Annotated in this window: 18 protein-coding genes and 3 tRNA genes; 9 read left to right on the top strand and 12 right to left on the bottom strand. The window is 49.6% G+C overall.

The window, feature by feature from the left end; genetic code table 11:
- The gene (locus ACN5NT_RS22525; RefSeq protein WP_419176964.1) at window positions 1-1,452 is read left to right on the top strand and encodes a hypothetical protein; all 1,452 of its coding nucleotides are present in this window, start codon (window positions 1-3) and stop codon (window positions 1,450-1,452) included.
- A 75-nt stretch (window positions 1,453-1,527) separates the two neighbouring features.
- Here the strand turns inward: ACN5NT_RS22525 and ACN5NT_RS22520 are convergent.
- The 7 genes from ACN5NT_RS22520 to ACN5NT_RS22490 all read right to left on the bottom strand — a co-directional run bounded on the left by ACN5NT_RS22520 (window position 1,528) and on the right by ACN5NT_RS22490 (window position 6,076).
- Window positions 1,528-1,604, bottom strand: a tRNA-Met gene (locus tag ACN5NT_RS22520).
- A gap of 213 nt (window positions 1,605-1,817) precedes the next feature.
- Window positions 1,818-2,156 carry a TetR/AcrR family transcriptional regulator gene (locus ACN5NT_RS22515; protein ID WP_419176963.1) on the bottom strand — a complete coding sequence of 113 codons (339 nt, stop codon included), beginning with the start codon at window positions 2,154-2,156 and terminating at the stop codon, window positions 1,818-1,820.
- 332 nt (window positions 2,157-2,488) lie between these two features.
- Window positions 2,489-2,565 (bottom strand) — tRNA-Met (locus ACN5NT_RS22510).
- Window positions 2,566-2,947: 382 nt separating this feature from the next.
- Window positions 2,948-3,024, bottom strand: a tRNA-Met gene (locus tag ACN5NT_RS22505).
- Between the two features lie 64 nt (window positions 3,025-3,088).
- Entirely contained in the window at window positions 3,089-3,535 is a 447-nt protein-coding gene (locus ACN5NT_RS22500; protein WP_136799881.1) for an acyl-CoA thioesterase, read from the bottom strand.
- A 6-nt stretch (window positions 3,536-3,541) separates the two neighbouring features.
- Entirely contained in the window at window positions 3,542-4,759 is a 1,218-nt protein-coding gene (locus ACN5NT_RS22495; protein ID WP_136799882.1) for a cofactor-independent phosphoglycerate mutase, read from the bottom strand.
- Between the two features lie 12 nt (window positions 4,760-4,771).
- Window positions 4,772-6,076, bottom strand: coding sequence for a homoserine dehydrogenase (locus ACN5NT_RS22490; protein WP_136799883.1), 1,305 nt, complete (start codon window positions 6,074-6,076; stop codon window positions 4,772-4,774).
- Window positions 6,077-6,466: 390 nt separating this feature from the next.
- Here ACN5NT_RS22490 and ACN5NT_RS22485 point away from each other — a divergent pair, with 390 nt between their 5' ends.
- The 4 genes from ACN5NT_RS22485 to ACN5NT_RS22470 all read left to right on the top strand — a co-directional run bounded on the left by ACN5NT_RS22485 (window position 6,467) and on the right by ACN5NT_RS22470 (window position 11,889).
- A complete protein-coding gene (locus ACN5NT_RS22485) occupies window positions 6,467-7,147 on the top strand; it encodes an adenylate kinase (RefSeq protein WP_136799884.1) in 681 nt (226 codons plus the stop codon).
- Between the two features lie 282 nt (window positions 7,148-7,429).
- Window positions 7,430-8,989: a uroporphyrinogen-III C-methyltransferase gene (gene cobA / locus ACN5NT_RS22480; protein ID WP_419176962.1), complete on the top strand. Its 1,560-nt coding sequence runs from the start codon at window positions 7,430-7,432 to the stop codon at window positions 8,987-8,989.
- A gap of 111 nt (window positions 8,990-9,100) precedes the next feature.
- Window positions 9,101-9,565 (top strand): cereblon family protein, encoded by a 465-nt coding sequence (locus ACN5NT_RS22475; RefSeq protein WP_419176961.1) that lies wholly within the window; start codon window positions 9,101-9,103, stop codon window positions 9,563-9,565.
- A gap of 749 nt (window positions 9,566-10,314) precedes the next feature.
- The gene (locus tag ACN5NT_RS22470) at window positions 10,315-11,889 is read left to right on the top strand and encodes a hypothetical protein (protein WP_419176960.1); all 1,575 of its coding nucleotides are present in this window, start codon (window positions 10,315-10,317) and stop codon (window positions 11,887-11,889) included.
- A gap of 121 nt (window positions 11,890-12,010) precedes the next feature.
- On the opposite strand, the gene ACN5NT_RS22465 is transcribed toward ACN5NT_RS22470, so the two are convergent.
- Window positions 12,011-16,180, bottom strand: a complete 4,170-nt coding sequence (locus ACN5NT_RS22465) for a DEAD/DEAH box helicase (RefSeq protein WP_419176959.1) — start codon at window positions 16,178-16,180, stop codon at window positions 12,011-12,013.
- Window positions 16,181-16,542: 362 nt separating this feature from the next.
- Entirely contained in the window at window positions 16,543-18,438 is a 1,896-nt protein-coding gene (locus ACN5NT_RS22460; protein ID WP_419176958.1) for a peptidylprolyl isomerase, read from the bottom strand.
- Window positions 18,439-18,985: 547 nt separating this feature from the next.
- On the opposite strand from ACN5NT_RS22460, the gene ACN5NT_RS22455 reads away from it, so the two are divergent.
- Window positions 18,986-19,306 carry a TusE/DsrC/DsvC family sulfur relay protein gene (locus tag ACN5NT_RS22455; RefSeq protein ID WP_136799670.1) on the top strand — a complete coding sequence of 107 codons (321 nt, stop codon included), beginning with the start codon at window positions 18,986-18,988 and terminating at the stop codon, window positions 19,304-19,306.
- A gap of 202 nt (window positions 19,307-19,508) precedes the next feature.
- On the opposite strand, the gene ACN5NT_RS22450 is transcribed toward ACN5NT_RS22455, so the two are convergent.
- Entirely contained in the window at window positions 19,509-20,294 is a 786-nt protein-coding gene (locus ACN5NT_RS22450) for an ATP-grasp domain-containing protein (RefSeq protein ID WP_136799669.1), read from the bottom strand.
- A gap of 23 nt (window positions 20,295-20,317) precedes the next feature.
- Here ACN5NT_RS22450 and ACN5NT_RS22445 point away from each other — a divergent pair, with 23 nt between their 5' ends.
- Entirely contained in the window at window positions 20,318-20,548 is a 231-nt protein-coding gene (locus ACN5NT_RS22445) for a hypothetical protein (protein WP_176360011.1), read from the top strand.
- 47 nt (window positions 20,549-20,595) lie between these two features.
- Here ACN5NT_RS22445 and ACN5NT_RS22440 read toward each other — a convergent pair whose 3' ends face one another.
- Both ACN5NT_RS22440 and ACN5NT_RS22435 read right to left on the bottom strand, forming a co-directional pair.
- Window positions 20,596-21,012 (bottom strand): bactofilin family protein, encoded by a 417-nt coding sequence (locus ACN5NT_RS22440; RefSeq protein ID WP_228721457.1) that lies wholly within the window; start codon window positions 21,010-21,012, stop codon window positions 20,596-20,598.
- Between the two features lie 71 nt (window positions 21,013-21,083).
- A complete protein-coding gene (locus ACN5NT_RS22435) occupies window positions 21,084-22,082 on the bottom strand; it encodes a peptidoglycan DD-metalloendopeptidase family protein (RefSeq protein ID WP_419176957.1) in 999 nt (332 codons plus the stop codon).
- 318 nt (window positions 22,083-22,400) lie between these two features.
- On the opposite strand from ACN5NT_RS22435, the gene ACN5NT_RS22430 reads away from it, so the two are divergent.
- Complete coding sequence (locus ACN5NT_RS22430; protein WP_419176956.1) at window positions 22,401-24,239, top strand: ABC-F family ATP-binding cassette domain-containing protein; 1,839 nt, start codon at window positions 22,401-22,403, stop codon at window positions 24,237-24,239.
- Window positions 24,240-24,977: a metallophosphoesterase family protein gene (locus ACN5NT_RS22425; protein WP_419176955.1), complete on the top strand. Its 738-nt coding sequence runs from the start codon at window positions 24,240-24,242 to the stop codon at window positions 24,975-24,977.

Genomic DNA, 24,977 nt, shown 5'->3' with positions numbered 1-24,977 from the left:
ATGATCAGTGGGCGACAGACATTGGCGTCGATTGAAAAGGCATTGGTAAGCGAGCGGGACAATGCCCTGAGGCTTGATCGACAGAATTCAGAATTGACGGAAAAAAAACTCAAGCTTGAACAAGAGGACCTGGAAGACTACCGGCAGCTTGCACGGTTGCGCGTGGATTTGATCAACAGGGAGCTGGTGGACAGCAAGCTGGACAGAGCCGAACAATTAGTAGCCGGTGTTCTTGAAAAGCGTGAGATGGTAATTGCTGAGATAGACACGGCGCTTGCGGCTGTTGCCGACCAGCTGCTCCAGAAAGCTGGAGAACGCGAGATGCAGGAAGCGGCCGTTGATGCACTTGCAGAGAAAATCGATCAGGCTGAAAAACAGACCCAGGCAAGATTGCACACCGACCCGGACTATGCGAAGCAGCATTCACAGGCCATCGAAGCAGAGCGTATTGCCGTTCACGCCGAGACCAAGGCAAGCCAGAGCGAAGAGGAGTTGGAAAGCAAGGGGCAGCCGTACCGTGATGACCAACTGTTCATGTATCTTTGGCAAAAAGGGTATGGCATGGCTGACTACAAGGCAGGCAGGATTGTCCGGGCACTCGATGGCTGGGTCGCCCGTTTGATTGGCTACAGTGAGGCAAGAGCAAACTACTTTCGGCTTCAGGAGATCCCCGGTCGCCTGCGCAATCATGCAGATACCTTACGTGACGTGGCTGAAAAAGAGTATGAGATACTCCACGATATGGATAAAAAAGCACGTGAGGAAGATGGCATAACGGCATTGGATGACGAATTGGAGAAAGGGCGTAAAATTCTGGAAGATATAGACAAAGAGAGTGAGAGCATCCTGCAGCGGAGGGAGCAGCTGGAGCAGCGCAAGGCTGAGTTTGCCTCCGGAGACGATGAGCAGTATCGCAATGCAGTTGAGTATATGAGTGGCGAATTGCGGGCCAAGGAGCTGGGGCATTTGCATCTGGCAGCTCTTTCGACACCTTATCCGGAAGATGATGAAGTCGTGGCCAGACTATTGCAAAGGGATCGAGATAGGGACGAGCTGTCGGACACCATAGCCGAGATGAAAGAGCTGCGAAAGAGACATGAGTCAAGGCTGGCTGAGCTGGAACAGGTGAGACGTGAATTCAAACGGCAGCGTTATGATAGTGCTGGTTCCGGTTTTGCGAGTAGCGAGGTGATTGGGCTGGCTTTGAATGAGTTTCTTCGCGGTATGGCCAGTCGCGATTCTTTCTGGAGAATTCTTGAGCAGCAGCGACGGTACCAGAAGAGGCAGGCCAACCCGCGCTTTGGTTCAGGGGGGTTTGGTCGCGGTACGGTCTGGGGCGGGGGCTGTGGTATGCCGGGGGGCGGTATGCGCTTTCCCAATTCCGGCAGAGGTAGACGGGCAGTGAGGCCCCGACCATCAGCAGGTGGATTCCGTACCGGTGGCGGGTTTTAGCCTGCACTTTTCAAGAAAGTAACGAGAAAATAAAAAAGGGTTGCCTCCTGATGGAGACAACCCTTTTTATCATTTTGGTAGCGGGGGCAGGATTTGAACCTACGACCTTCGGGTTATGAGCCCGACGAGCTACCAGACTGCTCCACCCCGCGTTGGAAGGGTGCACTATACACTCATTAGATTTCCTGTCAAGCGTTATGGCGAGAAAGATACTTTTATTATGCTTTTCCTTTTTCGAGGCCAGAACAGAAGCCTGTTGTTCATGGGCGAGGATATAAGATTTCAGTGGCCCTTTGTACTGATCTACGGCAAGTGATGCTGCCTTGTCATTACAGTGCAGGGCAAGAGCAAAACCATGGAGATAATCAGCGAGCAGGCACAGCGCGTTGTCGGCAAGGGGCGGGGAGAGTTGCAATGGGGGTGATGATCTTCATAAACCTCTTGGTGAAGACCTGGGCTGGGCCATCATCTGTCATGGCCAGCATTGTTTCCAGTATTCCGCTATGGGCATATAGGAAATTGAGGTAGCTTTTGCAGAGGAGAAGACACCCTTCCTGCCATGATTTCTGGCCGCACGGCATATATATCGATTGCATCAACTCAGCTGTTACGGCATTGAGCAGGGCGGATTTGTTTGGGAAGTAGTAATAGATTGCCATGGGGTCGACGCCAAGAGTCATTGCGACCTTGTGTATGCTCGGCACTTTTCCCTGTTCTTGCAATAAAGATGCGACTGACTCGCATATTATGGCTGACTTTGGTTTTGCAAAATTTATGGTAGGAATAGATACCCTTCTAATAGGAAAATAACCTATGAAACTGTGCTCGGCTTCGGTGGTGAATGGCCATATTCAAAGCCGGTTTTGTATGACTTTGGGGCAGGGGGGACTATTCGGGCGAAAAGTCGGCTCTCCCTCAAAGAAGGGGGATGAAAGTTTTCGGCAGGGCAGGCAGGGAGATTTGCACCCGGTGTTGCTTGCAAATTTCCCAATAAAAAAGCGCTTATGGCAGATTGCCATAAGCGCTTTTCAAATTTTGGTAGCGGGGGCAGGATTTGAACCTACGACCTTCGGGTTATGAGCCCGACGAGCTACCAGACTGCTCCACCCCGCGTTGGAAGGGTGCACTATACACCCATTGGATTTCCTGTCAATCGTAATTGTGAAGGTAAAAAGTATTTATTATTCTTCTGATCTCATAAGTGGCTAAACAAGGGTGATAATGAGGGGGGAAATAAATATACTCCTGCATCACATTCAGCAGGCAGCACACGCGCCACTGAACAGGCAGAAGCGAAACAGCAGGGCTGGTCGGGGCAAATAGCTATGGCAAGTCCAGGAGAGTCGACTGTGGCCGGCCGAGAGTGCTGTCGGTCAACTGCGCTGGGTTATACGCCGGGTCAGAAACAACTTTATTGGCTCTCCCTCAAAGAAGGGGGATGAAGCAATAAAAAAAGGCTTACGATCAGAAGATCGTAAGCCTTTCCCATTGGCATTGGTAGCGGGGGAGGGATTTGAACCCCCGACCTTCGGGTTATGAGCCCGACGAGCTACCAAACTGCTCCACCCCGCGTTGCAAAAAAATAATATAACTAATGTAACATTTGTGTCAATCCAAAACTGTGAAAACGATATTTCTAATATTCGTCATCATCCGGTTTCGCCGGGGCAAAGGGCGAAATCTTATTTATGATATCGGGCGGAAGTCTGGTCAGTTTGCCGGTCCGGTCCACTGCCACATGCACAGTGTACCCTTTTACCAACAGTCTGCGTTTTCCATTATCTCCGCCACGATATATACGGTAGTTGAAGGCGCACTTCAGCCTGGTCAGCTCGCGGATTTCAGTTTCAATAGTCAGCAGGTCGTCATAGAGGGCCGGGGCCTTGAACCGGGTCCAGCATTCGGTCACCGGCAGTACAAAGCCCATTTTCTCTATGTCACTGTAGGCACAGACCCAATCCCGCATCAACTCGGTACGGCCATATTCGAAGTATCGGAGGTAGTTGGCGTTGTACACTACTCCCCCGGCGTCGGTATCGCCATACAGAACCCTGACGCTGCTGCTGTGGATATGCTCATTCATAATAGGTTATTGTTCAAGCAGTTTTTCGATCATTGTATGACCAGCCTCAATGCCATTGCCAAGTTCGCGGTCAATGGCGATTGCTTCTTTTTCGTTGAAGGCGCGGCCGCAGCCGGGAGTAGGGCGACGGGAGTCATAGATGATGGTTGGTACCGGATCCGTAGTGTGGGTCCGTATGGCGAGTGGTGTAAAGTGATCCATGGTGACTACCATTCTGAACTCTTCCTCCGCCTCCACCAGATAGTCGAGAATCGGCTTGACGATGCGGGAGTCGAAATCCTCGATAGCCTGCATCTTATCCTCAAGGCTGCCCTTGTGCCCAGCTTCATCAGGGCCTTCGAGGTGGACAAAGGTGAAATCCTGCACCTTAAGACTCTCAATAGCTGCCTGGGCCTTGCCCTCATAGTTGGTATCGATGTAGCCGGTCGCACCTTCGATATCCAGGATGGAAAGCCCGCCTACCACACCAAGGCCTTTCAACAGATCAACGGCGCTGATCATGGAACCGCTGATGTCAAAACGTGACGTTAAGGGCGGGGCGCTGGGCATCTTTCCTTCTCCCCAGAGCCAGACCATGTTGGCAGGGGCTTTACCCGCTGCAATCCGTGTCTGGTTGACAGGATGGTCTGCAAGAGTTTTCTCTATTTTTTCAATAAGTTCTTTCCAGGTGGAATCCTGCAGGTACCGGTTGAAAAACTCACTGACATTCTGCTCGATATAATCGTGCGGAGGCACAGTCTCAAAACCGGGATGGGCACCTTTCAATACCATCAGATGGCGATAGCTCACCCCCGGGTGAAAAGTGAACATCTCATTGGCGCATTCATTATTCAGGGCAGTGATCAACTGATGGGATTCTTCGTTGCTGATGTGGCCGGCGCTGAAGTCAACCATTTGCACACTGCCGTCGGAGCCGCGCTCAAGGGTAACCATATTACAACGAAAGGCGGTCTCGTCATCGGCAAGTTCAACTCCCATTGCAGCGGCTTCAAGGGGTGATCTGCCTGTATAGTAGAGGGCCGGCGCATAACCGAGCAGGGACATGTTGGCCACGTCGCTGCCTGGTGGAAAACCCTCCGGAACGGTTCGGTTCAAAAAGAGCTCTCCATTTTTGCAGAGCTCGTCAATGGTCGGGATCTGGGCAGCTTCGAGCGGTGTTTTATCGCCGAGCTGGGCGACGGGATAGTCTCCCATACCGTCGCCAACAAGGATGACATATTTCATAGGGGCTTGCTGTTATTCCGGGTTAAGCATGCGAATTTTAACGGTAGGAGTGGTGCAGAATTCCAGAGCGTCGATCTCCTGGATTGCCTGTTCAACAGCTCCCTCGGTGGCCCTGTGGGTTCTGAATACGATATCAACGGGGCCGTTGGCGTCACGATCGGGTTGGATCATAGAGCGAATGGAAATTCCGTACTTGCCGAAAATGCCGGTGATGGTGGAGAGAACGCCGGGCTTGTCGAGTACGGTGACACGGAAATAGAATGGGCAGACAAGCTCGCTCATCGGAGTGATGGTCGGCTGGCCGATGTGTTCAGGCAAATACGAGAGCGCCGGTACACGATTGATAGACCCTGCGATGATGTTACGGCTGATATCTGCTACATCAGCGGCAACTGCGCTGCCGGTGGGCATCATACCTGCGCCCTGGCCGTAGAGCAGTACGTCGCCTACGGTATCGCCGTTAACGAGAATGCCGTTGAATGCTCCGCCGATGGTGGCCAGCATATGATCTTCCGGTACCATGGTCGGATGCACGCGGGCCTCGACATTGTCGATGTGGTTACGGCTGATTGCCAGCAACTTGATGCGGCAGCCGATCTTTCTGGCATACTCGATATCGATCGGTTCGATTTTAGAGATACCTTCGACGCTGATGTGGTCGAGTTTCACATCGAGTCCATAGGCTATGGTCATCAGGATCGCCAGCTTATGAGCGGTGTCAATACCTTCCACATCATATGTTGGGTCCGCCTCGGCGAATCCAAGCTCCTGAGCGGTTTTCAGTACTTCCTCAAAGGCCATGCCGTGGTCGGTCATCTGGCTGAGGATGTAGTTTGCGGTGCCGTTCATGATGCCCTTGATGGAGTTGATCCGGTTGGCGACCAAACCTTCTTTCATCGACTTTATGATAGGGATACCGCCGCCGACACTGGCCTCAAAACCCACCTCTACGTTCTGCTTGACGGCGGCATCAAAGATCTCTTTGCCGTGAATAGAAAGTAATGCCTTGTTGGCGGTAACGACATGTTTGCCTTTGGCGATAGCCTCCAGCATAAATGTTCTGGCAGGTTCCATGCCGCCGATCAGCTCAACTACGATGTCGATCTGGGGATCGTTGAAGATATCGTTTGCGTCTTTGGTCAGCGTGACGTCGGTGAACGGCTCGCCGAGTTCAGTGATACCGATGTCTGCAACACGGGTCAGCACTACATCTGCGCCCATTTTTTGCTGGAGTCTCTCTCTCTGGTCGTGCAGTGCCTGCGCAAGGCCGCGGCCGACGGTACCAAAACCAATAAGACCTACTTGGATCTGTTTCATAATCTGTAGCTAAAATGTAGAAGTTTGCTTGTGACTTGGTGCAAAAGCAGGGGAGTGCACAATCTGAAGGGGATGTTGGATCGGAGCCCCCTGACGAACTCCGAGGATCATTTATTGGGCAAAAAATACCCGCTTTAAGGATGAAAGTCAAAATGTTCAGCCAGATATTTTTCTGGCCTCTGAGATGAAATTAGGCTATATTTACGCCTTGCTTTGATTCGGGTGGGATAATAATCTGTAGTATATTGTGATTATTGACTTTCACCCGTCTGATTCCTCCGTCGAAGTCCTGGCGGGGTGTGGTCGAATGGAAGGATATTCTATCGATGTTTCACTGGGCGCAATAAGCGAACAGTTTTTATTTTTATATATCTTATAAGGAGAGAAGCAATGGGTAAAAACATCCTGGTTTTCGGACCGAATGGAAGCGGTAAAGGCACTCAGGGCGCAATCGTTCAGAAAAAATACGATATCCCTCATATCGAGTCCGGTGCGATTTTCAGAGAGCACATTGGTGGTGGAACCGAGCTTGGCAAGAAAGCCAAAGAATTCATCGAGCGCGGTGACCTGGTTCCTGATGAGATCACTATCCCGATGATGATTGCCCGTCTGCAGAAAGATGATTGTAAAGCAGGTTGGATTCTTGACGGTTTCCCACGTTCCAAGGATCAGGCAGTTACTCTGGCCGAGACTCTTGAAAAAGAAGGACTGGCACTCGATTATGTAATCGAGATCGTTCTCGATCGTGACATCGCCAAAGAGCGTATCATGGGTCGTCGTCTCTGCGTAAACGACAATAACCATCCGAATCACATCGCTTTCGACGCTATTAAGCCGGTGGAAAAAGATGGTAAGCTTGTTTGTCGTGTTTGCGGTGGCGATCTGAATACCCGTGCTGACGATCAGGACGAAGACGCTATCGATAAGCGCCACGGCATCTATTACGACGAAGAGACCGGCACCATGGCAGCTGTAAATTACTTCAAGAACGGCAGCGGCCCGAAAGTAATTTCCGTAGATGGCTCCAAGTCCATCGGTGAAGTGACCGAGTCCATTATGAGCGAGCTGTAGAAAGCCGCTTGGGAATCCTGATAGAATTGATGGATTTCATGTTTATAGTTCAAACAAGGGCATACCCGCAGGTTTAAGGTGTGCCCTTATTTTTTGCCTTACTGCTGAGGCGTTATATAACATCGAACCCCAAACGGGGAGACAGGTCATAGGGTGTCGGATGTACCGGAAGTGTCCCGATGGCCTTTTATGGTATATGGGCCAGGTGCCCAACAATATTACAGGTCGCTCAAACGACCATAGATAGATTCCGCGATGTAAGGAGTTTATCGGTATTTCATTATGGAAGAACAGACGAAGAACAACAGAGTTGGAAAAGTATATCTCGTAGGTGCTGGACCTGGTGATCCCGGACTCATTACAGTGCGAGGAAAATACCTGCTTGAGAAGGCAGAGGTCTTGGTCTATGACTATCTGGCGAGCAAGAAATTGCTCAAGCACGTCTCTAAGACCACCAAGCTGGTTTATGCCGGCAAGCGTGGCGGTGTAAAGCATACCCATACCCAGGAAGAGATCAACCAGATGCTGGTCGATTACGCCAAGGAAGGCAAGGTAGTCGTTCGCCTCAAAGGTGGAGACCCATTCATCTTTGGTCGAGGCGGTGAAGAGGTACAGGAACTCTTCAAGGCAGGGGTTCCTTTCGAGGTTGTACCAGGTGTAACTTCAGCAACTGCGGCAGCTACTTATGCAGGTATTCCGATAACCCATCGCGACTACACTGCCTCTGTAGCATTTTTGACCGGCCACGAAGATCCAACCAAGAAGAACTCCAATATCGACTGGGCTAAATTGGCCACCGGCGTTGGTACCCTGGTAATTTATATGGGTATCAAGAACCTGCCAACCATTGTCGAGAATCTGGTCAAGAATGGTCGTGACCCCAAGACTCCGGTCGCAGTGGTACGCTGGGCATCCACCCCGGAACAGCGTTCTGTTGTGGGCAATCTGGAGACCATTACGGATATTGTTCGCGATGCTGGTATTACCCCACCATCTTTGATTATCGTAGGCGACGTGGTCAAGCTGAAAGAGGTCACTGACTGGTATGAGAAACGGCCGTTGTTCGGCAAGAAAATTATCGTTACCAGGACCAGGGAGCAGGCCAGCGAACTGATGGTAGGTTTAGAGGAAGCCGGGGCAAACTGTCTTGAGTACTCAACCATCAACATCGAGCCTGTTGAGAACTACGATGTGCTTGACGGTGAACTGGAGCGTCTGAATGAGTACCACTGGATTCTCTTTACCTCGCTCAACGGTGTGAAATATTTCTTCGATCGTCTCTTTGAGCGCGGCCTGGATGCGCGTGACCTGAAAGGCCCGGATATCGGTGTGGTTGGCAAGTCGACCGCAGATTACCTCATGCAGTACGGTCTGAACGCTGATCTTATCCCCAGTGTCTTCACCGGAGAGGGACTCGCCGAGAGTCTGCTCGACCAGGGTGTCGAGGGGCGTAACATTCTCATTCCCAGAGCAGTACAGGCCCGGGAAATTCTGCCCGAGACTCTGCGGGGAGCTGGTGCCCAGGTGACTGTAACACCGGTTTACCAGAATATACCGCCCCAGGGACGAAAGGATGCTCTGCGTGAGGACCTTGAAGCCGGTGATGTTGATATGATAACATTTACCAGCTCTTCAACCGTACGTAACTTCCTGACCATGGTTGAAGCTAAAGACAGTGAAGAATTGCAGCAGCTGCTGGCTGGTGTGAAGATTGCGGCCATAGGCCCGATTACCGCCAAGACCGTTACCGACAACGGCTTGAAGGTAGATATTCAGCCGCAAGAATACACCATTCAGGCGTTGGTGGATGCAATCACCAATTTCTTTACCGAGCAGAGCTAGTATAGTCTAAAACCACAGGGGCTGATTTTATCAGCCCCTGTGTCGAAGCTTTCTGCATATTGTCCATTATCGCCGGTTGTCCACCAACACAGGTTGTAACATGGAGCCTATATGTCAGTAACACCTCATCAAATTCTGTCTGCTGAGACGAACCTGTCGTTTGCAGAACCCTTTCCTTTTCCCGAACATATCCGGTATCTTCGTGACACCCCCGAAGGGGCGGAACAACGTGTGGTCGAAGTTGATGACCAGGACCAAGAAGAGAGTGAGGAGCACCGTGTCCTACTCTGCCGGGTTTGCAGTTATACGATTACTTCAGAAAAACAAAGTATCGAGATGAATGGTTCCCATCGCCATACATTTTTCAATCCTGCCGGAATTGTTTTTGAGCTTGGTTGCTTTGCTGAGGCGAGCGGAGTGGCGCTGTTTGGAGACGCCAGTTCTGATTTTTCATGGTTTTCCGGTTATGCCTGGCGGGTTGCGGTTTGTGCGAAATGCGGCTCGCATCTAGGCTGGCAGTTTACCGGAGCCCGGGCTTTTTACGGACTGATATTAAAGAGTCTTGCGCAGGGGTAAGTGGTAGGGATTTCGCTCTGGGATGGGAAAAAGGGAGAAACCGGAAGTTAAGACAGGGGTGGCTACCGGACGGTGCATGTTGAGCTAATATACGTATTAATCCAATTCATTGGCATTACAATATAAAAACATGTGATTTGAAAAACCTGCTATGATGTAGTTTTGCCCTGCTCCTTCTTCATCCAAACCCTTCTTAAATTTTGCGCCTGCAACTACCTGTCAGCAATTTACATTTCTTATCTCTTTCTTCACCGCAGAAACCTGATGAATGGAGTGTTACTCCGGATCGGTATAGTCGATCTCGTCAGCTTTGGTCCAGTTCTCTATGGATCAGTAAAATTGTAGAAATTATAGTAAACTGCGCACACAGATCTATAATGTACTGAGATAATATTGTAAAAATTGATTTTCGGTCTGACAAAGTCTAAGTGAGACATGACACAGGGGAGTAACGTTACAGTAGTGAGACATGGCACAAATTTGAAGCAATGTTGACGCAGCCAACCCCGGTGTTTCTCTGTCTCAAGTATTTAGAAATGAAATGTTTTTGAGTTCATTCTTTCCTCCCATTTGTCCAAAAGCCATTTTTAAACTGTTTTGGTACATCCCTTGCTGCTGATTAAGCAGGGAATAGGAAATCCCAGCAGAATTTAGATATCTTCATCTCATACGTGAGGGGATATCTAATTTCACGTAGTCGATGGGGATCTTATTCAATAGCTATTCAAATATCATGGGAGGTACGCGTCATGAGAAAGCGAATGGGTCACTTAGTGATGTTTTTCCTGACCACAGTCATGATTCTTGGCGGCGACATGTCCGTCAGAGCAGCAGATAACGGTGGAGACGAGGTTGAAGCTCCTGACTATGGCGATCAGGTCATTCTTTACCGGGACGGCAGCGGTGTCCCCCTGCTTACCGACGGTGAGTGTCCTGAAGGACTTCTCGAAGAGTGTACAGCGACCCAGGCTTTCAGTGGATTTTGTCGACAGCCTATTGCATCCCAAGCAGTTGAAGGTTGTACCACAACAATTGAAAATCAGTCTGGTGATCTGATCGACCTGGTGAACGTGGATCCGGAAACCTGTGCTCCCCAAGCCGGTTGTGAAAGTCTGCAAATGGAGGTTGAGCTTGGCAGGATCAATCTGGTCCGATCGCCGATAGATGTTCTTGAAGCACAGTTGGAGGAGGCTCTTTATAGTTTGACAACAGCAGCTTGTCTGGCAACGGATGCTGCTGGCAGACAAGTGTATGGGACGTTGGTAGTTGATGCAGATGGGCTCGGAACTGTGGAAACCCATACCATCGACTCTCCTTTGCAGAACCTGGCAATTTTCTGGAAACTGATGAAAGACGGGAATCTTGACGCACGGATCGACGGTGGCTTTTCGCAGGAGGAACGAGAGACCATGGCTATGCGCGGTCTTGGGGCTGCCCTGGATAAAGAGGGAAAAATGACAGTTGACGTGTTCTCGTATATGACCGAAATAATGGACCTTACGGGAGACGTTGCAGACGGTGGCTCTGCTCTGTTTGCTGGGCGGTATTGTATCGATATGCGGCAGGAAGTTCAGGGAGTGATCAAGGCCGTTACGCATTGCTATCTTGACCTGGATGATTTTAGTTACGACAGAGCGGCAAACTTTAATGCGCTTCCTGATCCGGCCTATGTCCCTGCAGGTGCCCCTGAGCTCGGGAAGTTCCAGTATCTTGTAGTCCTGGATAAGTTGACGAAAACTCTCCAGGTACAAGAGGGTGAGATTTTAGCGGCCGTTCCAGAACTGATTGCTGACCAGGCCTTGGTGATGGATGGTATCGAGGCATTTGCCCAGGCTGCTGATGACACTCGTGCCACTATCGAGTTCATGCATAGCTGGGAAGTGCCTGATGTGTTTAAAACCCCTCAGGCTTGTGAGGCTAGCGCAGCCGTGGATGTCTTCGATGTCAGAATCAGTGAATATTCCGGGCTGCAGGTTCCAGTTCGTATGGTCGCTGGAGCAGAAGACAGGGAGATAATAGTAACAATTGAAAATGTTGGCCCGGCCCCGGCAAGCGGAGTGGTATGGGTGACTGCTGTGATGGAGGATTCAGAGTTGATTATTTACGATGTACCATATGACTTTGCAGACCTGCCGGCTGGGGAGACCATGACCTGGCCACCGGCTTTTGTGCCGGATGATACTGTAGCTGGTGTTCTGTCATGGACTGCAGAGATTGTCACTGAATTGGCAGACGGCACCGAACCTGACGTGAATCTCTCGAACAACATAGTCTACGAAACAACCACGGTCGTCGAGTCAGGCGGTAGTGGCGGCGGACACTGACTTTGAACTAAAGTGAAGGAAATGAGACGTTAGATATATGATATGAGCACGAGAAAGGCCGGGAGATCTGCGATGATCTTCCGGCCTTTGCTGTTGGCGGTAGGTGCGAAGGAGCGTTTGCTTAGGTTTCTTTGATCAGATCGATGAGTTCCTCGGAACTCATCTTGGCGCTAATGTCACTGCCTTCCAGTAAACTCCCTGCGAGATCGCGCTTTTCCTGATGGAGCCTGACGATTTTTTCCTCAATGGTATTTTTGCAGACCAGACGGTAAATGGTGACCGGTCGAGTCTGGCCGATTCTGTGAGCCCTGTCTGAGGCCTGGTCCTCGATCGCAGGGTTCCACCACGGATCCATATGTATAACGTAGTCCGCCGCAGTGAGGTTCAGGCCGAGTCCGCCAGCCTTGAGGCTGATCAGGAACACATCACCCTGGCCTGCCTGGAAGGCTTCAACCCGATCTTTTCGAAGCTTGGAGTTGGTGGCACCATCCAGGTACTGGTAGGAAATACCTTTTTCTTCGAGATACTCGCGAATAATCTTCAGGTGGCCGATGAACTGGCTGAATACCAGGACTTTGTGACGGCTTTCGATGAGTTCTTCAACAACAGAAGAGAACACCTTGAGCTTGGCGCTGGAGATCGTAGTGTCTGCATCAAGCAGGCGCGGATTACAGCAGGCCTGACGGAGCTTCATGATCTCCGTCAGGATCTGCAGGTGACGGCCTTTCTTTTCTTTGTTGTTTTCCAGAATATCGATGGCGTTCTGGCGCAGCGCCTCGTAAAAATGCGACTCTTCGGGGCTCATCTCCACGTTGAGAGTAACCTCGGTTCGTGATGGCAGCTCATCGAGAACCTGCGATTTAATACGGCGCAGAATAAATGGGCGAATCAGTTTTTTGAGTTTCAGGCGTGCTTCACGATCCTGGAACCGCTCGATGGGGATGGCAAAACGTTCATTGAAGCTATTGAGCGAGCCAAGCAGGCCGGGGTTGATAAAGTGGAACAGGTTCCACAATTCGCCCAGATGGTTTTCAATCGGGGTGCCGGTGGTGATGAGGCGGAACTTGGCCTGCAACGACATTGCAGCACGGCTGCGCTTGGTTGCAGCGTTTTTGATTGCCTGTGCTTCATCGAGAATGACTGTCTGCCACTGGACTTCTCTCAACAGATCCTCTTCCTGCTGAAGCAGGGTGTAGGTGGTGATGAGCAGATCAAACGGGCCGAGCCCCTCGATAATCGATTTGCGGTCCTTGCCTGCCAGGGTTTTGATAGTGAGGGTTGGAGTAAATTTAACCACCTCACTCATCCAGTTGGTGGAAACCGAGGTGGGCGCTACGACGAGCGAAGGTCCCTTAGTTGCGTTTTTCAGGATGATAGCCAGGGACTGGATGGTTTTACCCAGGCCCATATCATCGGCAAGGCAGCCGCCCACACCCCATTCGGCCAGGCGTGCCAGCCATGCGAAACCCTCGAACTGGTAATCGCGAAGCTCCGCCTGCAAAGTCGATGGCACCTTGGGCAGAAAATTCTGGGCGTCACGTATTCTATCAAGCTGTTGATTCCAGCCCTTGTCGGCCTGTGTATTCGCTCTTAGAGCGAGCTTTTCCAGAGGCATTGCAGCCAGTGGGTGGATGAGGATCTCATTTTCGTCATCATCGCTCATCCCTTCAGAGTAGATGTTCATCTCATCGAGGCGACGTATGAACTCCTGGGTAAGAGCGAGGAACTGGCCATCACCGAGCTCGATGAAACGACCGGATGAGTTTTTCATCTTGGTGAGCAGGTCTTTGAGGTCGATGACCGTATCCTGGTCAAGTTGCAGTTGGCCGCTCATGGCGAACCAGTTGTGCCGATTGGTGCGGATCTTCAGGTTCAGGTTTTCCATGGAAGCCTGGTGGGTGATGTTCAGTTTTTCACCCTCGGGCCATTCGATTACTACCTTGTCACGGATAGCCTGAAGTTCGTGAAGAGCCTGGAGGCAGTCATCCGGGTCCTGTAAATGCCATTCCCTGTCGTTTTCCTGCTCGAGATCCATGGCTAAATCAAGGATGGGGCACAACTCTTCAATATCACGTGCCTTTTCTTCTTCGAGGGCGAGGTTTCTGCGAGTCTGAAGACGCTTGCCGTTTACCTCTGCCATGATATTTTCTACACCTTGTCCAGGCTTGAGGTAGTGTCCTCCCTCGGTGAATGGCTTGACAAACATCTCGAGCCTGAAGCCGGTGCCGTAGGGCAGCAGGTGCATATAGATGGTTGAATCAGCCTCGACAAAGGTGATGTCATTACGCTCGTTGCTCAGCCGGTCTGTAGCTATGGCAGAGTGAACTGTCATAAAAGAGGAGATGTTCCCGATGGCGGTCAGCACATGTTCGCTGGCAGATTTGGGGACGGTAAGACCATCTTTGCCGGTAATCTGTGCGATCCGGCGATGATTGTCGCTGATCCTGATCACTTTGATCCGGGTGGGAGTCTCTTTATACAGCGCAATATTATCTGCGGTGATGGGTTGGGCGAAACAGATATGCAAAAGGTCGCCGCGCTCTTCGACCAACAGTTCCGGTTCACCGGAGATCAGTTCAACCGGGGTGGTCGGCGAGTGGCCAAGAAAGAGCAGAGGGTGGCCGATCATTGCCAGCAGTGCTTTGTCTATATCAAAGTTGTAGTTGACCCCCTGGGTCTCTGCGTTCTGGATTTTTTTGATTGCGTTGCAGATCTTTCGGTCCTGTGGGGTGAGAAAGGTCAGCTTGCTGCTCTGGTAAAGCCGCGAGAGTGAAACAGGACGACCTTTGGACCAGTTCCCGGTCGGCAACAGTTTCTGTTCCCTTGGGCTGAGCTGGGCGGTGTTGCCATTTACGTCGATCAGCCAGATAAGACGGACTGTCTTCTGGGGCTCTTCCTTTGCGGTGGTGGTGGCATGGATAAGTGCCTCAAGACTTCTTTTCCATGGCTCCTCCGGCTCCAGGATGGAAAGCAGCGGGATGATGCCGAGTTCCTGCTCTATACGAGCGCGGGCCTCTTGGTATTCATCCGATGCGTGCAGGGTTTTGGCAAGTAATTCAGTGAAGATACTGGCAAAGAGCTGGTAACCGTTTTCTTTGGCCCTGGTGTAGGAGTCGACTATGAAGTTCTCAAGCTCCGGGTCTATGGCACTGTTGAGCCAATACTGACAGAGGCCGGCAAAGACGGCAGAGAGACTGGAGAGCTGGGTGACATCGTCGATAGCCGGTTCTTCATCGGGTGCAACCGCATTCAGATGCGAGCTCATCACAAAAGCGAGGTGCTCATAGGCCTCAGTCTCTGTGGAGTTTTGGAAAAGAGTCAGGGTGTTGCTGATCTGGTCTGCAATAGCGCTATACGCCTCTTTCTCGGCACCTTTGAGCAGGGCGAGAATATAGAACAGACCGGTTGGACCGAAAAATGCTACACGTTCAGAGCCTGTGAGTTCCTGCAGAAATGCTTTGTCCGCATCAAATGCGGCGATCCCGTTATCGTCGGCGCCAAGCAGAAACTGAACCGTGCCGAGTGCGCCTGTGCCATGGAAGGAATCAGGCGAATTATCGATGAGCTCTCCGGCTTTGGCAAGCTCTCCGCGAAAGAGCAGTTGATTGAAAAGCAGTCGGCGGAAAGGGATGATTTCATCATCGGTAAGATGTTTGAATTCATTCTCATCCGAAAGGAAATTAAAGATGTCGGTTGCCGGCTTGAGGTGCGCCTGGCTATGCTGCAAGACACTGCTGAAAAGGTAGAACTGGAACGATGTTGGCAGGCTGCGAATCCATTCTGCGTCAAATGGGCTGGTTGCAACCTGAACAGTGGGTGGCATATCGCCTACCAATTCGCTGCATTGGGTGCTTAAAAATTCTGCAGCCTCTTCGATCAGATCAAAATCCTGAGTGTATATGCCAATGCGCATTTCCCGAACGGCACGCCAACACCTGGTAGACCACTTTCCGTAATAGTAGGAGACAGGAGCCTCTTTGCGGATGGCATTTGCGTATGTGGCAAAGGTTCCCTCTTTCACTGCATTCTTGCTTAACACCTCGACGAGTTCGGGGATAACCTGACGCTCGGCGTTTAACAGCCCAAGTTGTTCGAACTTGGAGAAATAGTGGTTGAGATTCGCTGCAGTAGGGCGGTTTCCTCTTGGATTTTTAAAATCGAGTTTACGCAGGCAATTAACCAGCAAGGTAGTATGGGCAGGCTCGTAAACAATTGATAAAAACTGAAGGAGGGACTGCTCAAAAAAAGGAAGTTTATCTAACTGTTCAAGAGGAGGGGTGTCGGTTGGCATGATTATTATGATTGAATTGATACTCCTGATTATAGCTTCTGTTTTCCCCGAAAATGGAGGGGGAGAAGCATTGCACTATATCATCCCCGCCGATGCAAGAGAACCAAAAAAAGGGTAAATTCCCTATTTAATCGGTAGAGCCGTAGCTATTATCAGGTATTACAACCTGCTCGACAGTACGAAACTAAAAAGGTTCGGGAGATATGAACTACAAGGGTGTGTATGCTTATAAGTACATATTCTTTATCAAGCAAACAAAATGTCCCTGCTACCACAATAAGTAACAGGGACGGGAATGAAACATGTTCGGGCAGCCGGAGCTGCAATATTTAATGATATTTCAGTTTATATGCCGAGATTTATTAGATGTTTTTGTTGACTGAGACCACGGCGTCTTTTTCAAGGTTGTCAATAAATGCTGTCAGCAGTTCCTGCTGCTTGCTGCGAAGAAGCGCCTGACGGTAAGGTTCAAGATCTTCTTCACCGGAAACTTCGGGAGACTGACGTTCTTTTAAGGACATGATGTAGTAAGCACTTCCGACTAGCTCAGGTTCCTCACTGTAGGGCTCAACTTTAGTGAGTTTAAATGCCTGCTGAGTGAGAGCCACCGGGAAATTGCTGTTTTCCTGTTCCTGCGCTCTGCGTTGAAGCAGACCGGAGTTGAGTATGGATATGCCCATTTCTTTGGCAACCTCTTCAAAAGAAGCTTCAGAGGTAAGTTTTACGGTAAAATCCGCCGCGGCCTGGCCGGCCATTTCTGCAGCTTTTTCGGCAACAAAATTCTCAGTGGCGCGGTCTCGAACTGCCTCAAGTGTTGGAGTCTCGGGTTCCTTGATATCGTCGGCAAAGACGATAGCGTAGCCGTTGTCAGTCTTGATTAATGAACTGAGTTCACCTTTTTTAAGGGTAAAGGCTTTGGCAAGGGCCTGGGCATCGAGGGTCACATCTGCTGGTGGAGCGCTCTCAGCGAAGAAGTCAGACTCTTTCAGGGATTGGGTTGGATTGTTTTCCGCATACGCCTGAATGGAGCCTGCGCCGATAATGCCCTCATAGGCTCCGTTTGCCATCTGGAAGGCCATTGACTGCGCTTCTTTATTTTGCAGGGTTGCTATGATTTCCGGGCGGGCGTCATCAAGAGTTTTGGTAACCGCAGGCTGAATCTCCTCCAGTTTAATAATATGGTAACCGAAGGCGGTTTTCACAACCTCGCTGACTTCACCGGGTTGCATGGCAAAAACAGCATCACCAAATTCCGGAACCATCTGCTCCTGACTGAAGAATCCAAGATCTCCGCCTTGAGGGCCGCTGGGGCCTTCTGAATACTGGCGGGCGAGTTCCGCGAAATCGTCACTTACCGCGGCAAGTTCTGCAATCTCTTTGGCCCTCTGAGATTTCTCCTGGTGCAGTTCCTCGTTGTCCTGAGCGTTTGCTGTCAGCAGAATGTGTCGTGCGTGGCGCTTTTCGGGGGTGGTGAACTGGCCAATATTATTGCTGTAGTATTCTTCAACGCGGGCGTTGTCGATATTGATTTTCTTGCCGACTTCAGAGAAAGAAAAGTCGAAGTATCTGAGTTTCATCATTGGCTTGCTGCGGTAGTTGTCACGGACCTCAGCGAACCATGTGGCAAGTTCTTCCTCGTCTACCTTAACGGAGTCGGTGAACTGATCAGGGGTAATGCGAACGTAATCTACAGCCACCTTTTCGTTTTCCTGACGGTACAGCTGCTGGACTTCGTATTCACTGGTCAATGCGGCGAACTTACTGATCTCCCTGATTGTTTTCTCAGCGAGCATATCAAAGCGCAGGTTGCTCTCGAACTTGACCGGAGTGAGTCCGTTTGCGGCAAGAAGAGACTCGTATCTTTCAATATTGAACAAGCCATTTTCCTGAAACTGCGGCATGCTCTTGACTGTTTCCTGAATTTCCTCACCGCTGACGACGATACCCATATCAGCTGCTCCCTGGCGGAGCAAAGCACCCTGAACGAGTTGGCTAATAACCTGTTCCTTGACACCAAGAGATTCAGCAAGTCCTTTTGGCAGGGTGCCGCCGAATTGTGCAGCGAGATTCTGATGTGCCCTGTCGTAGGCCATCTGAAAATCCTGGAAGGAGATTTCCTCGTCATTTACGGTGATAGCCGATTCACGACTTCCATCCAGATTGGAACCAACACCCCAAAAGATAAAAACGAGTGCTATGATGACGACAATCGCCTGAATAACGATTGATTGGGCTTTATTACGAAGTATCTGCAGCATGAGATTTTTCAGTTAGGCTTGGATTATGTGTGATGTACCGGGCCATACGCCGGACACATCTCGTAGAATTCATTGAGTAACAAAATAAATGTTGGATTTACTCTTTCTTTTTCTTATTCGCAAGGAAAAATCAGAAAGGCTACTGTACCATTGTAAGAGAGAAAATGTCAGTAATGTAACCTTTTGGTGCTGGAAAAAGGTGATAAAAAAAATCTTGAGTGATACCTTAAAAAAGTTGTGGACATATGCCAGATAGGCAGTAAAATCGTCTAGTGATATTCCGCAACACGGACGTGTTAGTTTATCACCCGTATATTCGATTCAATTCAAGGTTATCGGAATCGATGAATCTGCACGTGTTGGATTTTACGCCAATTGTCGATTAGCATCAATATTTCGCATGGTTGAAGAAGAGTAAAACTGGGTGTCAGAAATGATCCGTCATTCACTTGACAAACCCTTTTCGCTATAGTAATAAGCCATATTAGTTTTCAGCAGAGCCTAATAACGGTGTAAGCCATAACATAAAATTTCAAGGAGGTTTGAAATGCCAACAATCGAACATAATGGAAGTAGCTTCACAGTAGACGAGGACGGCTTCCTGCTCAAAGGTATGGATGAGTGGAATGACAACTGGGTAGATTATGTAAAAGGTGCTGAGGGTATCAGCGACCTGACCGATGAGCATCAGAAAGTAATTGACGCTCTTCAGGAGTACTACAAGAAGAACGGTATCGCTCCTATGGTACGTATTCTCTCCAAGACCACTGGTTTCCCACTGAAGAGAATCTACGAGCTGTTCCCGTCAGGACCAGGTAAGGGAGCTTGTAAAATGGCTGGCCTTCCTAAGCCTACCGGTTGTGTCTAATTCGTAAGAATTTAGATCGCGATTTGAAAGGGGGTGCCTTAAGCGGTACCCCCTTTTTTTTGCCCTTTTTTTGAGGCCATGGTCAGGTACGCGAGTTTTTTGCGACCATTGGGCCGGAATTTTAAGGGATCAGTTCACTATTGCCGGTTGGCAAAATCTTTGCGGCACTATTTTCTGGCCTGAAGGGAAATCGAGGCCCATCTTAAGAGTTCAGGTATTCTCTGACCAGTCGGTCATGTACTGACCTGGTAAGGCTCTGGTAGTCAGGTGTGCTTATCCTGGCCCCTCTAAGTCCACCACGAAGGTTGATTTCGGTGAGATAGATTGTTTTTCCGTTCAACTCTTCATCAAAGAGCATCAAATCTATATGGGCGTATGGGAAATCTCCACGCTCCATCACGTCCCTGCAAAATCCTCTGATCTCGTCGGTTATTTCAACAGGTGCGGCTGAACCGCCACAATGGAGATTGCGGCGAAAATTACCGTTGTTTATTCGCTCGTACGCTTCCGTGTATTCTCCGAGCAGGATCACGCGAATGTCCCGAAAGCCACGGGCCAGGGGTTGAATGACGAAGGGGAACTCGATATCGCAGAATGTGGCCAGGTTGTAAACATCTTCAATGTTTGAGAACCTGTGAATGCCTATGCCGCTGTTTTTGCGATCTCTTTTGAGGACTACTTCCGTAACAGAATGACTGGTAAATAGAGATGTTGCTTCCAATAAGCTGTTTGCATCATAAACTGCTACAGTATTGGGCAACATGAAGTCGCTGTAAATGCGGGCCTGGTGAACTTTTGAACGACTGGTGATCTGCGCGGATGCCGAAGGAATCAGCGTTATACCGCGTTTGAGGAGGTCAATCAGCAGATGTTCTTCACCCGGGATGAGGCGGAGCCGGCAATTGACTATGTGCCAGGAGGTGAGTGATTGATAGTTTTGAAATAAAAATTCATTATTGTCGATGACTCTGACTGATTGATCGGTCAAAAGATCATCTCCGAGAACCGCTGATGATAGGAGGTGAGATCTTCATCGCAGTTTCCGCAAAAGAGTTTGATATCTCCCATGGATTGGGAATTCCGGTCTTCAATGGTGAAGCTGCCATCCGGGTTCTGTACATAATGTGTTGTGGTAATGACATCGTCAGTGATCTCAAAGAAATCCTTGTCATTACCACAAATCGGACATTTAAACCGATTCGCTACTTTGGTTTGAGAAAAAGGCATAGGGCTGAAGAATAAATTTCTTTCTCAATTGCCCGTTACTTCACGAATCTGGAAATACCGGGTCAGTTTTTCTTGGCCGGAACCTCAACTGCCGGGGTGGTCGCTTTGGCAGCAGGCGTCGGTTTTTTACCAATAGTCTCGGAAAGCTCTTTGGTAGCTGCTTTAATTTCACCATCGATACTTGCGCCAGGCTCAACAGTAAGGCTGCCTGCTTCAAGTCTGCCGTGAATAGAGCAGTTTTTACGAGCGGTGATCAGGCCGGCTTGCACGTTGCCTTCAAGGGTGCCGAAGCAGTTGAAAGAACTGGCTACAATGTCACCAGTTACCTTGCCAGTCTCACTCAATACGAGATGCTCTCCATTGACGTCACCGATAATGGCTCCATCAATTCGGGTTTTCCCCCGGAAGGAGATCTGACCGGTAATAGTCATGGTCTTATCGATAATCGAGGCTATAGCTTCGCTTTCTGCCTTTTGCATTTCTTCCTGGGGATTATTTTTTTTTGAAAACATGGCAATGCTATTTGGTTTTATCTATTGACGCAAGAAAATTATTTTACGACTATTTTGCTCTTGGTGGCTTTAACCAGTGGCCGCTTGGCCTCTATTGGTTTGAGCAAATTAGCAATTTGAATATACTTTATCGGGTTAACCGGTTTCCCTCTGTATTTGACCTCATAGTGCAGGTGGGGGCCTGTTGAGCGTCCGGTATTGCCTACCAGGCCGATGAGCTGTCCGCGCTGAACGCGATCGCCTTTACGCACAACGAAACTGTGCATATGGGCAAAAGATGTAGTGTAGCCATTCAGATGATCTATTTCGACGTATTTGCCGTAACTGCCGTTGGTGAATGCACGCTTGATGACACCATTTGCTGTGGCGTATATCTTATCTCCGGTCTTGCCTCTGAAATCCAGACCTTCATGGACGCTGCGCTTGCCGTTGAAAGGGTCCTGTCGCGCACCGAAGCGAGAAGTGATCGGGCCGGTTCCGGGACTGCCGAGGGGGATCTGCTTGATAAGTTTGGTGTATTTGTCTGCCTTATAAAGAAGCTCATCCTGTATGCCCGGGTTGGCCTCGATAAAGGGACCACCGCTATTTTGTGAACCTTTGGATGATTTTGGGGCCGGGACCTTTACACCGATGTTGTGCATGATCGTTTCTATCAGGACACTGCGTTCTTCGAGCTCACTCACTGCTGTTGAAATAAGAAGCTCTTTCTCCTCTTTGAAGGCCGCCTGCTGCTCGGCTTTATCCATTCTGAGGGAGGCAATCTGCAGATTGAGTTCGTTGAGTTCGGTGGTGGCTTTTTGTTGAATTTCGCTTATAACTTCATCGCTGCTGTCTACCTTGGATTGAAGCTCGGCGAGCTTTTTATCCAAGGAGCGATTATTGGTAAAGAGGGAGTAGGAAAAAAGGGAGGATGTTACGAGAATGACTATTGCTACTGAGGCGGAGATAAGGTAGGTGATGAGCCGTTTAGTCTCCAGGGGGAGTTTGAGCATTTTCCCCTTTTCATCCATTATAATAATGTGCAGCCGTTCGTTCATTGTAACTTCTGTTAAAAAGGTTGTACATTGATGAGCCATTGTTACAATATCAACTACATATATCGTGCAAATGACTTGAAATTGCCACAAAACCTATATAGCTATACCCAGCAAAGTACAATTTATCAAGCCCAAAAAAGCTCTAAAAAACCATAATGTGCCATGAAGTATTATTATTTTTACTTTTTTAGTGGAATTTTTTCCATTTCCACAAAGCGTTAATCATTTTAGGTTGTTCGGACTTTGATGAACTTCTAGCGAAGTTGAATTTTCTGAGTCAAGTATTTTATTCTTTAACAAATATTCAAACAGAGTGTTATGAGTCATCTGCTCAGCTGCAGCTCGATCAGTAAATCTTTTGGTGCCCAGCAGCTTTTTCGAAACATAAGTTTCACCCTTCATGAAGGCGACCGTGTTGGTCTGATTGGCCCTAACGGCTCAGGAAAATCCACATTACTGAGAATAGTTTGCGGCCTGGAAGAGCCGGACAATGGGCAAATTCAATATCAGAAACATGTACGTTTTTCCTATCTTGCCCAGTCTGATCTTTTTGAAGATGATTTGAGCGCTGCCGAAAACCTCATCAAGGCGATGGAAGGCAGCGAATTTGATGAGACGGAGCGCTTACATCGAGCCCACGCACTGCTCAGCCGTGCCGAGTTTGCCGACAGTGATATTGCCGTGGGGCAGCTTTCCGGTGGTTGGCGCAAACGCCTATCCATATGCCGTTCGCTGCTGCTCAGCCCGGATGTACTAGTGATGGATGAGCCTACCAACCATCTTGATATTGAGGGTATCCTCTGGCTTGAAAAACTTCTCGGTGGCGGCCTGCTCGAAGGCCCGAAAGCCTGGTTACTGGTAAGTCATGACCGGCGCTTTCTCGAGAACTGCACCAACAGAATTGTGGAGCTTTCAGCTGTGTATCCTGAAGGTTCTTTTCAGGTTGATGGCAGATATTCAGATTTTATCGAAGCGCGGGCTGCTTTTCTTGAAGGCCAACAAGAGGAGGAGGTACGTCTGGCCAACAAGGTGCGCCGTGAGACCGAATGGCTGCAAAGAGGCCCGAAGGCCAGAACCACTAAGGCCAAATACAGAATTGACGAAGCCCACAAATTGCAGGGTGAGTTGGCCAAGGTCAAGTCACGTAATCGTGCCTCCGGTGCTGTGCAGATAGACTTCGATGCCACCGGCAGGAAAACCAAAAAGCTTCTGGAAGGAAAGGGCCTGACCAAAGGGTATGATGGGCGTACCCTGTTTTCCGATCTCGATATACTCCTCTCACCCGGCAGCCGTCTTGGACTCCTCGGTCGTAATGGTTGCGGCAAGTCTACGCTCATGCAGCTCATGGCCGCCGCAGCGGATGAGAACGGTTTCAAACCGGACAGTGGCTATCTGAAGCTTGCCGACAATGTAAAGATTGTAAGTTTTGACCAGAGGCGGGAGAGTATCGATCCCGATGTTACCCTGCGGAGGGCACTGGCCCCAGAAGGGGATTCCATTGTTTTTCAAGGCCGGTCACTGCATGTGGTTTCCTGGGCCAAGAAGTTTCTGTTTCGCACGGATCAGCTGGAAACGCCGGTTGGCCAACTTTCCGGCGGTGAGCAGGCACGAATTCTGATTGCCGATCTCATGCGTAAACCAGCAGATATCCTGTTGCTTGATGAGCCTACCAATGATCTCGATATCCCTTCTCTTGATGTGTTGGAGGAGAGCCTTACTGAATTTAAAGGAGCGCTGGTGCTGGTGACCCATGACCGGTTCCTGCTCGACAGGGTCTGTGACAGGTTGCTTGGTTTTGATGGTAAAGGAGGTGTTGCCTATTATGCCGAGTACGGTCAGTGGATAAGTGATATTACAGGTACCGCAAAAAAGAGCACCGCACCGAACACTTCCGACAAAAAGAAAAAGTCTGTCCAGAAGAAAAAGGGCAAATTGTCGTATATGGATCAGCGTGAATATGATCAGATGGAAGAGTTGATCATGAACGCGGAAATGGAAGTGGAAGAACTGCAGCAGCGTATGGCGCTGCCGGAAGTTTCTTCTGACCCCAGTGAGGCTGCGGAGTGCTGGGCGAAACTTGAAAAAGTTCAGATGGAAGTGGAACGACTCTATGGACGCTGGGATGAACTGGAAGAGAAAAGGAACGCAGAGGAATAGATGAAGATCGCCTTCTTATCAGATATCCATGCCAATATGGAGGCATTACAGGCAGTGCTGGCTGATCTCAAAGAGCGTTGTGCCATAACTGTGCTGGATCGCGTTGTCTGTCTCGGAGATTTGGTCGGTTACGGACCAGAGCCTCAGGAGGTGGTTGATCTTGTCAGAAAACAGGGCTTTGAAGTGCTGGCCGGCAACCACGAAGCTGCGCTGGCCAATAAAAAAGAGAGACGGTGGATGAACTTCCAGGCACGGGAGAATAATATCTCCACTGAGGCCCTTCTCAGCCGGGACAGCCTCGAGTATTGCAGCGATCTGCCCAGGACTTTAAGCTTCGGTACCGCCCTTTGTGTACATGGCTGTCCACCCGATTCGGTGAATGGTTATCTCTACTCAATGAGCAGTGAGGATGTGATAAAACTTTTTAAGGAGTCTGATTTTACCCGTTTCTTTGTAGGCCACACCCATGAACTGCAGCTGGTTTTTGAGGCTCGGGAAGCGGTTGAGCGTGTTGTGCCTGAGCCGGGTGAACATCGACTTGAGGCGGATAAAAAATATATCATCAACTGTGGCTCCGTGGGACAGCCGCGGAATGGTGATAATCGCGCAAAATACGTGATCTGGGACAGTGACAGCGATATCCTTGAAATTTGCGCGGTGGAATATGATATTGATTCGACCGTGGTGAAAATTATTAACCGTGGATTTCCAACGGCATATGCCCAGCGACTGAAGTAG

This window comes from Desulfosediminicola sp., from assembly GCF_048381775.1.
Classification (GTDB): Bacteria; Desulfobacterota; Desulfobulbia; order Desulfobulbales; family Desulfocapsaceae; genus Desulfopila; species Desulfopila ganghwensis.
This window is presented reverse-complemented; position numbering and strand designations above follow the sequence as displayed.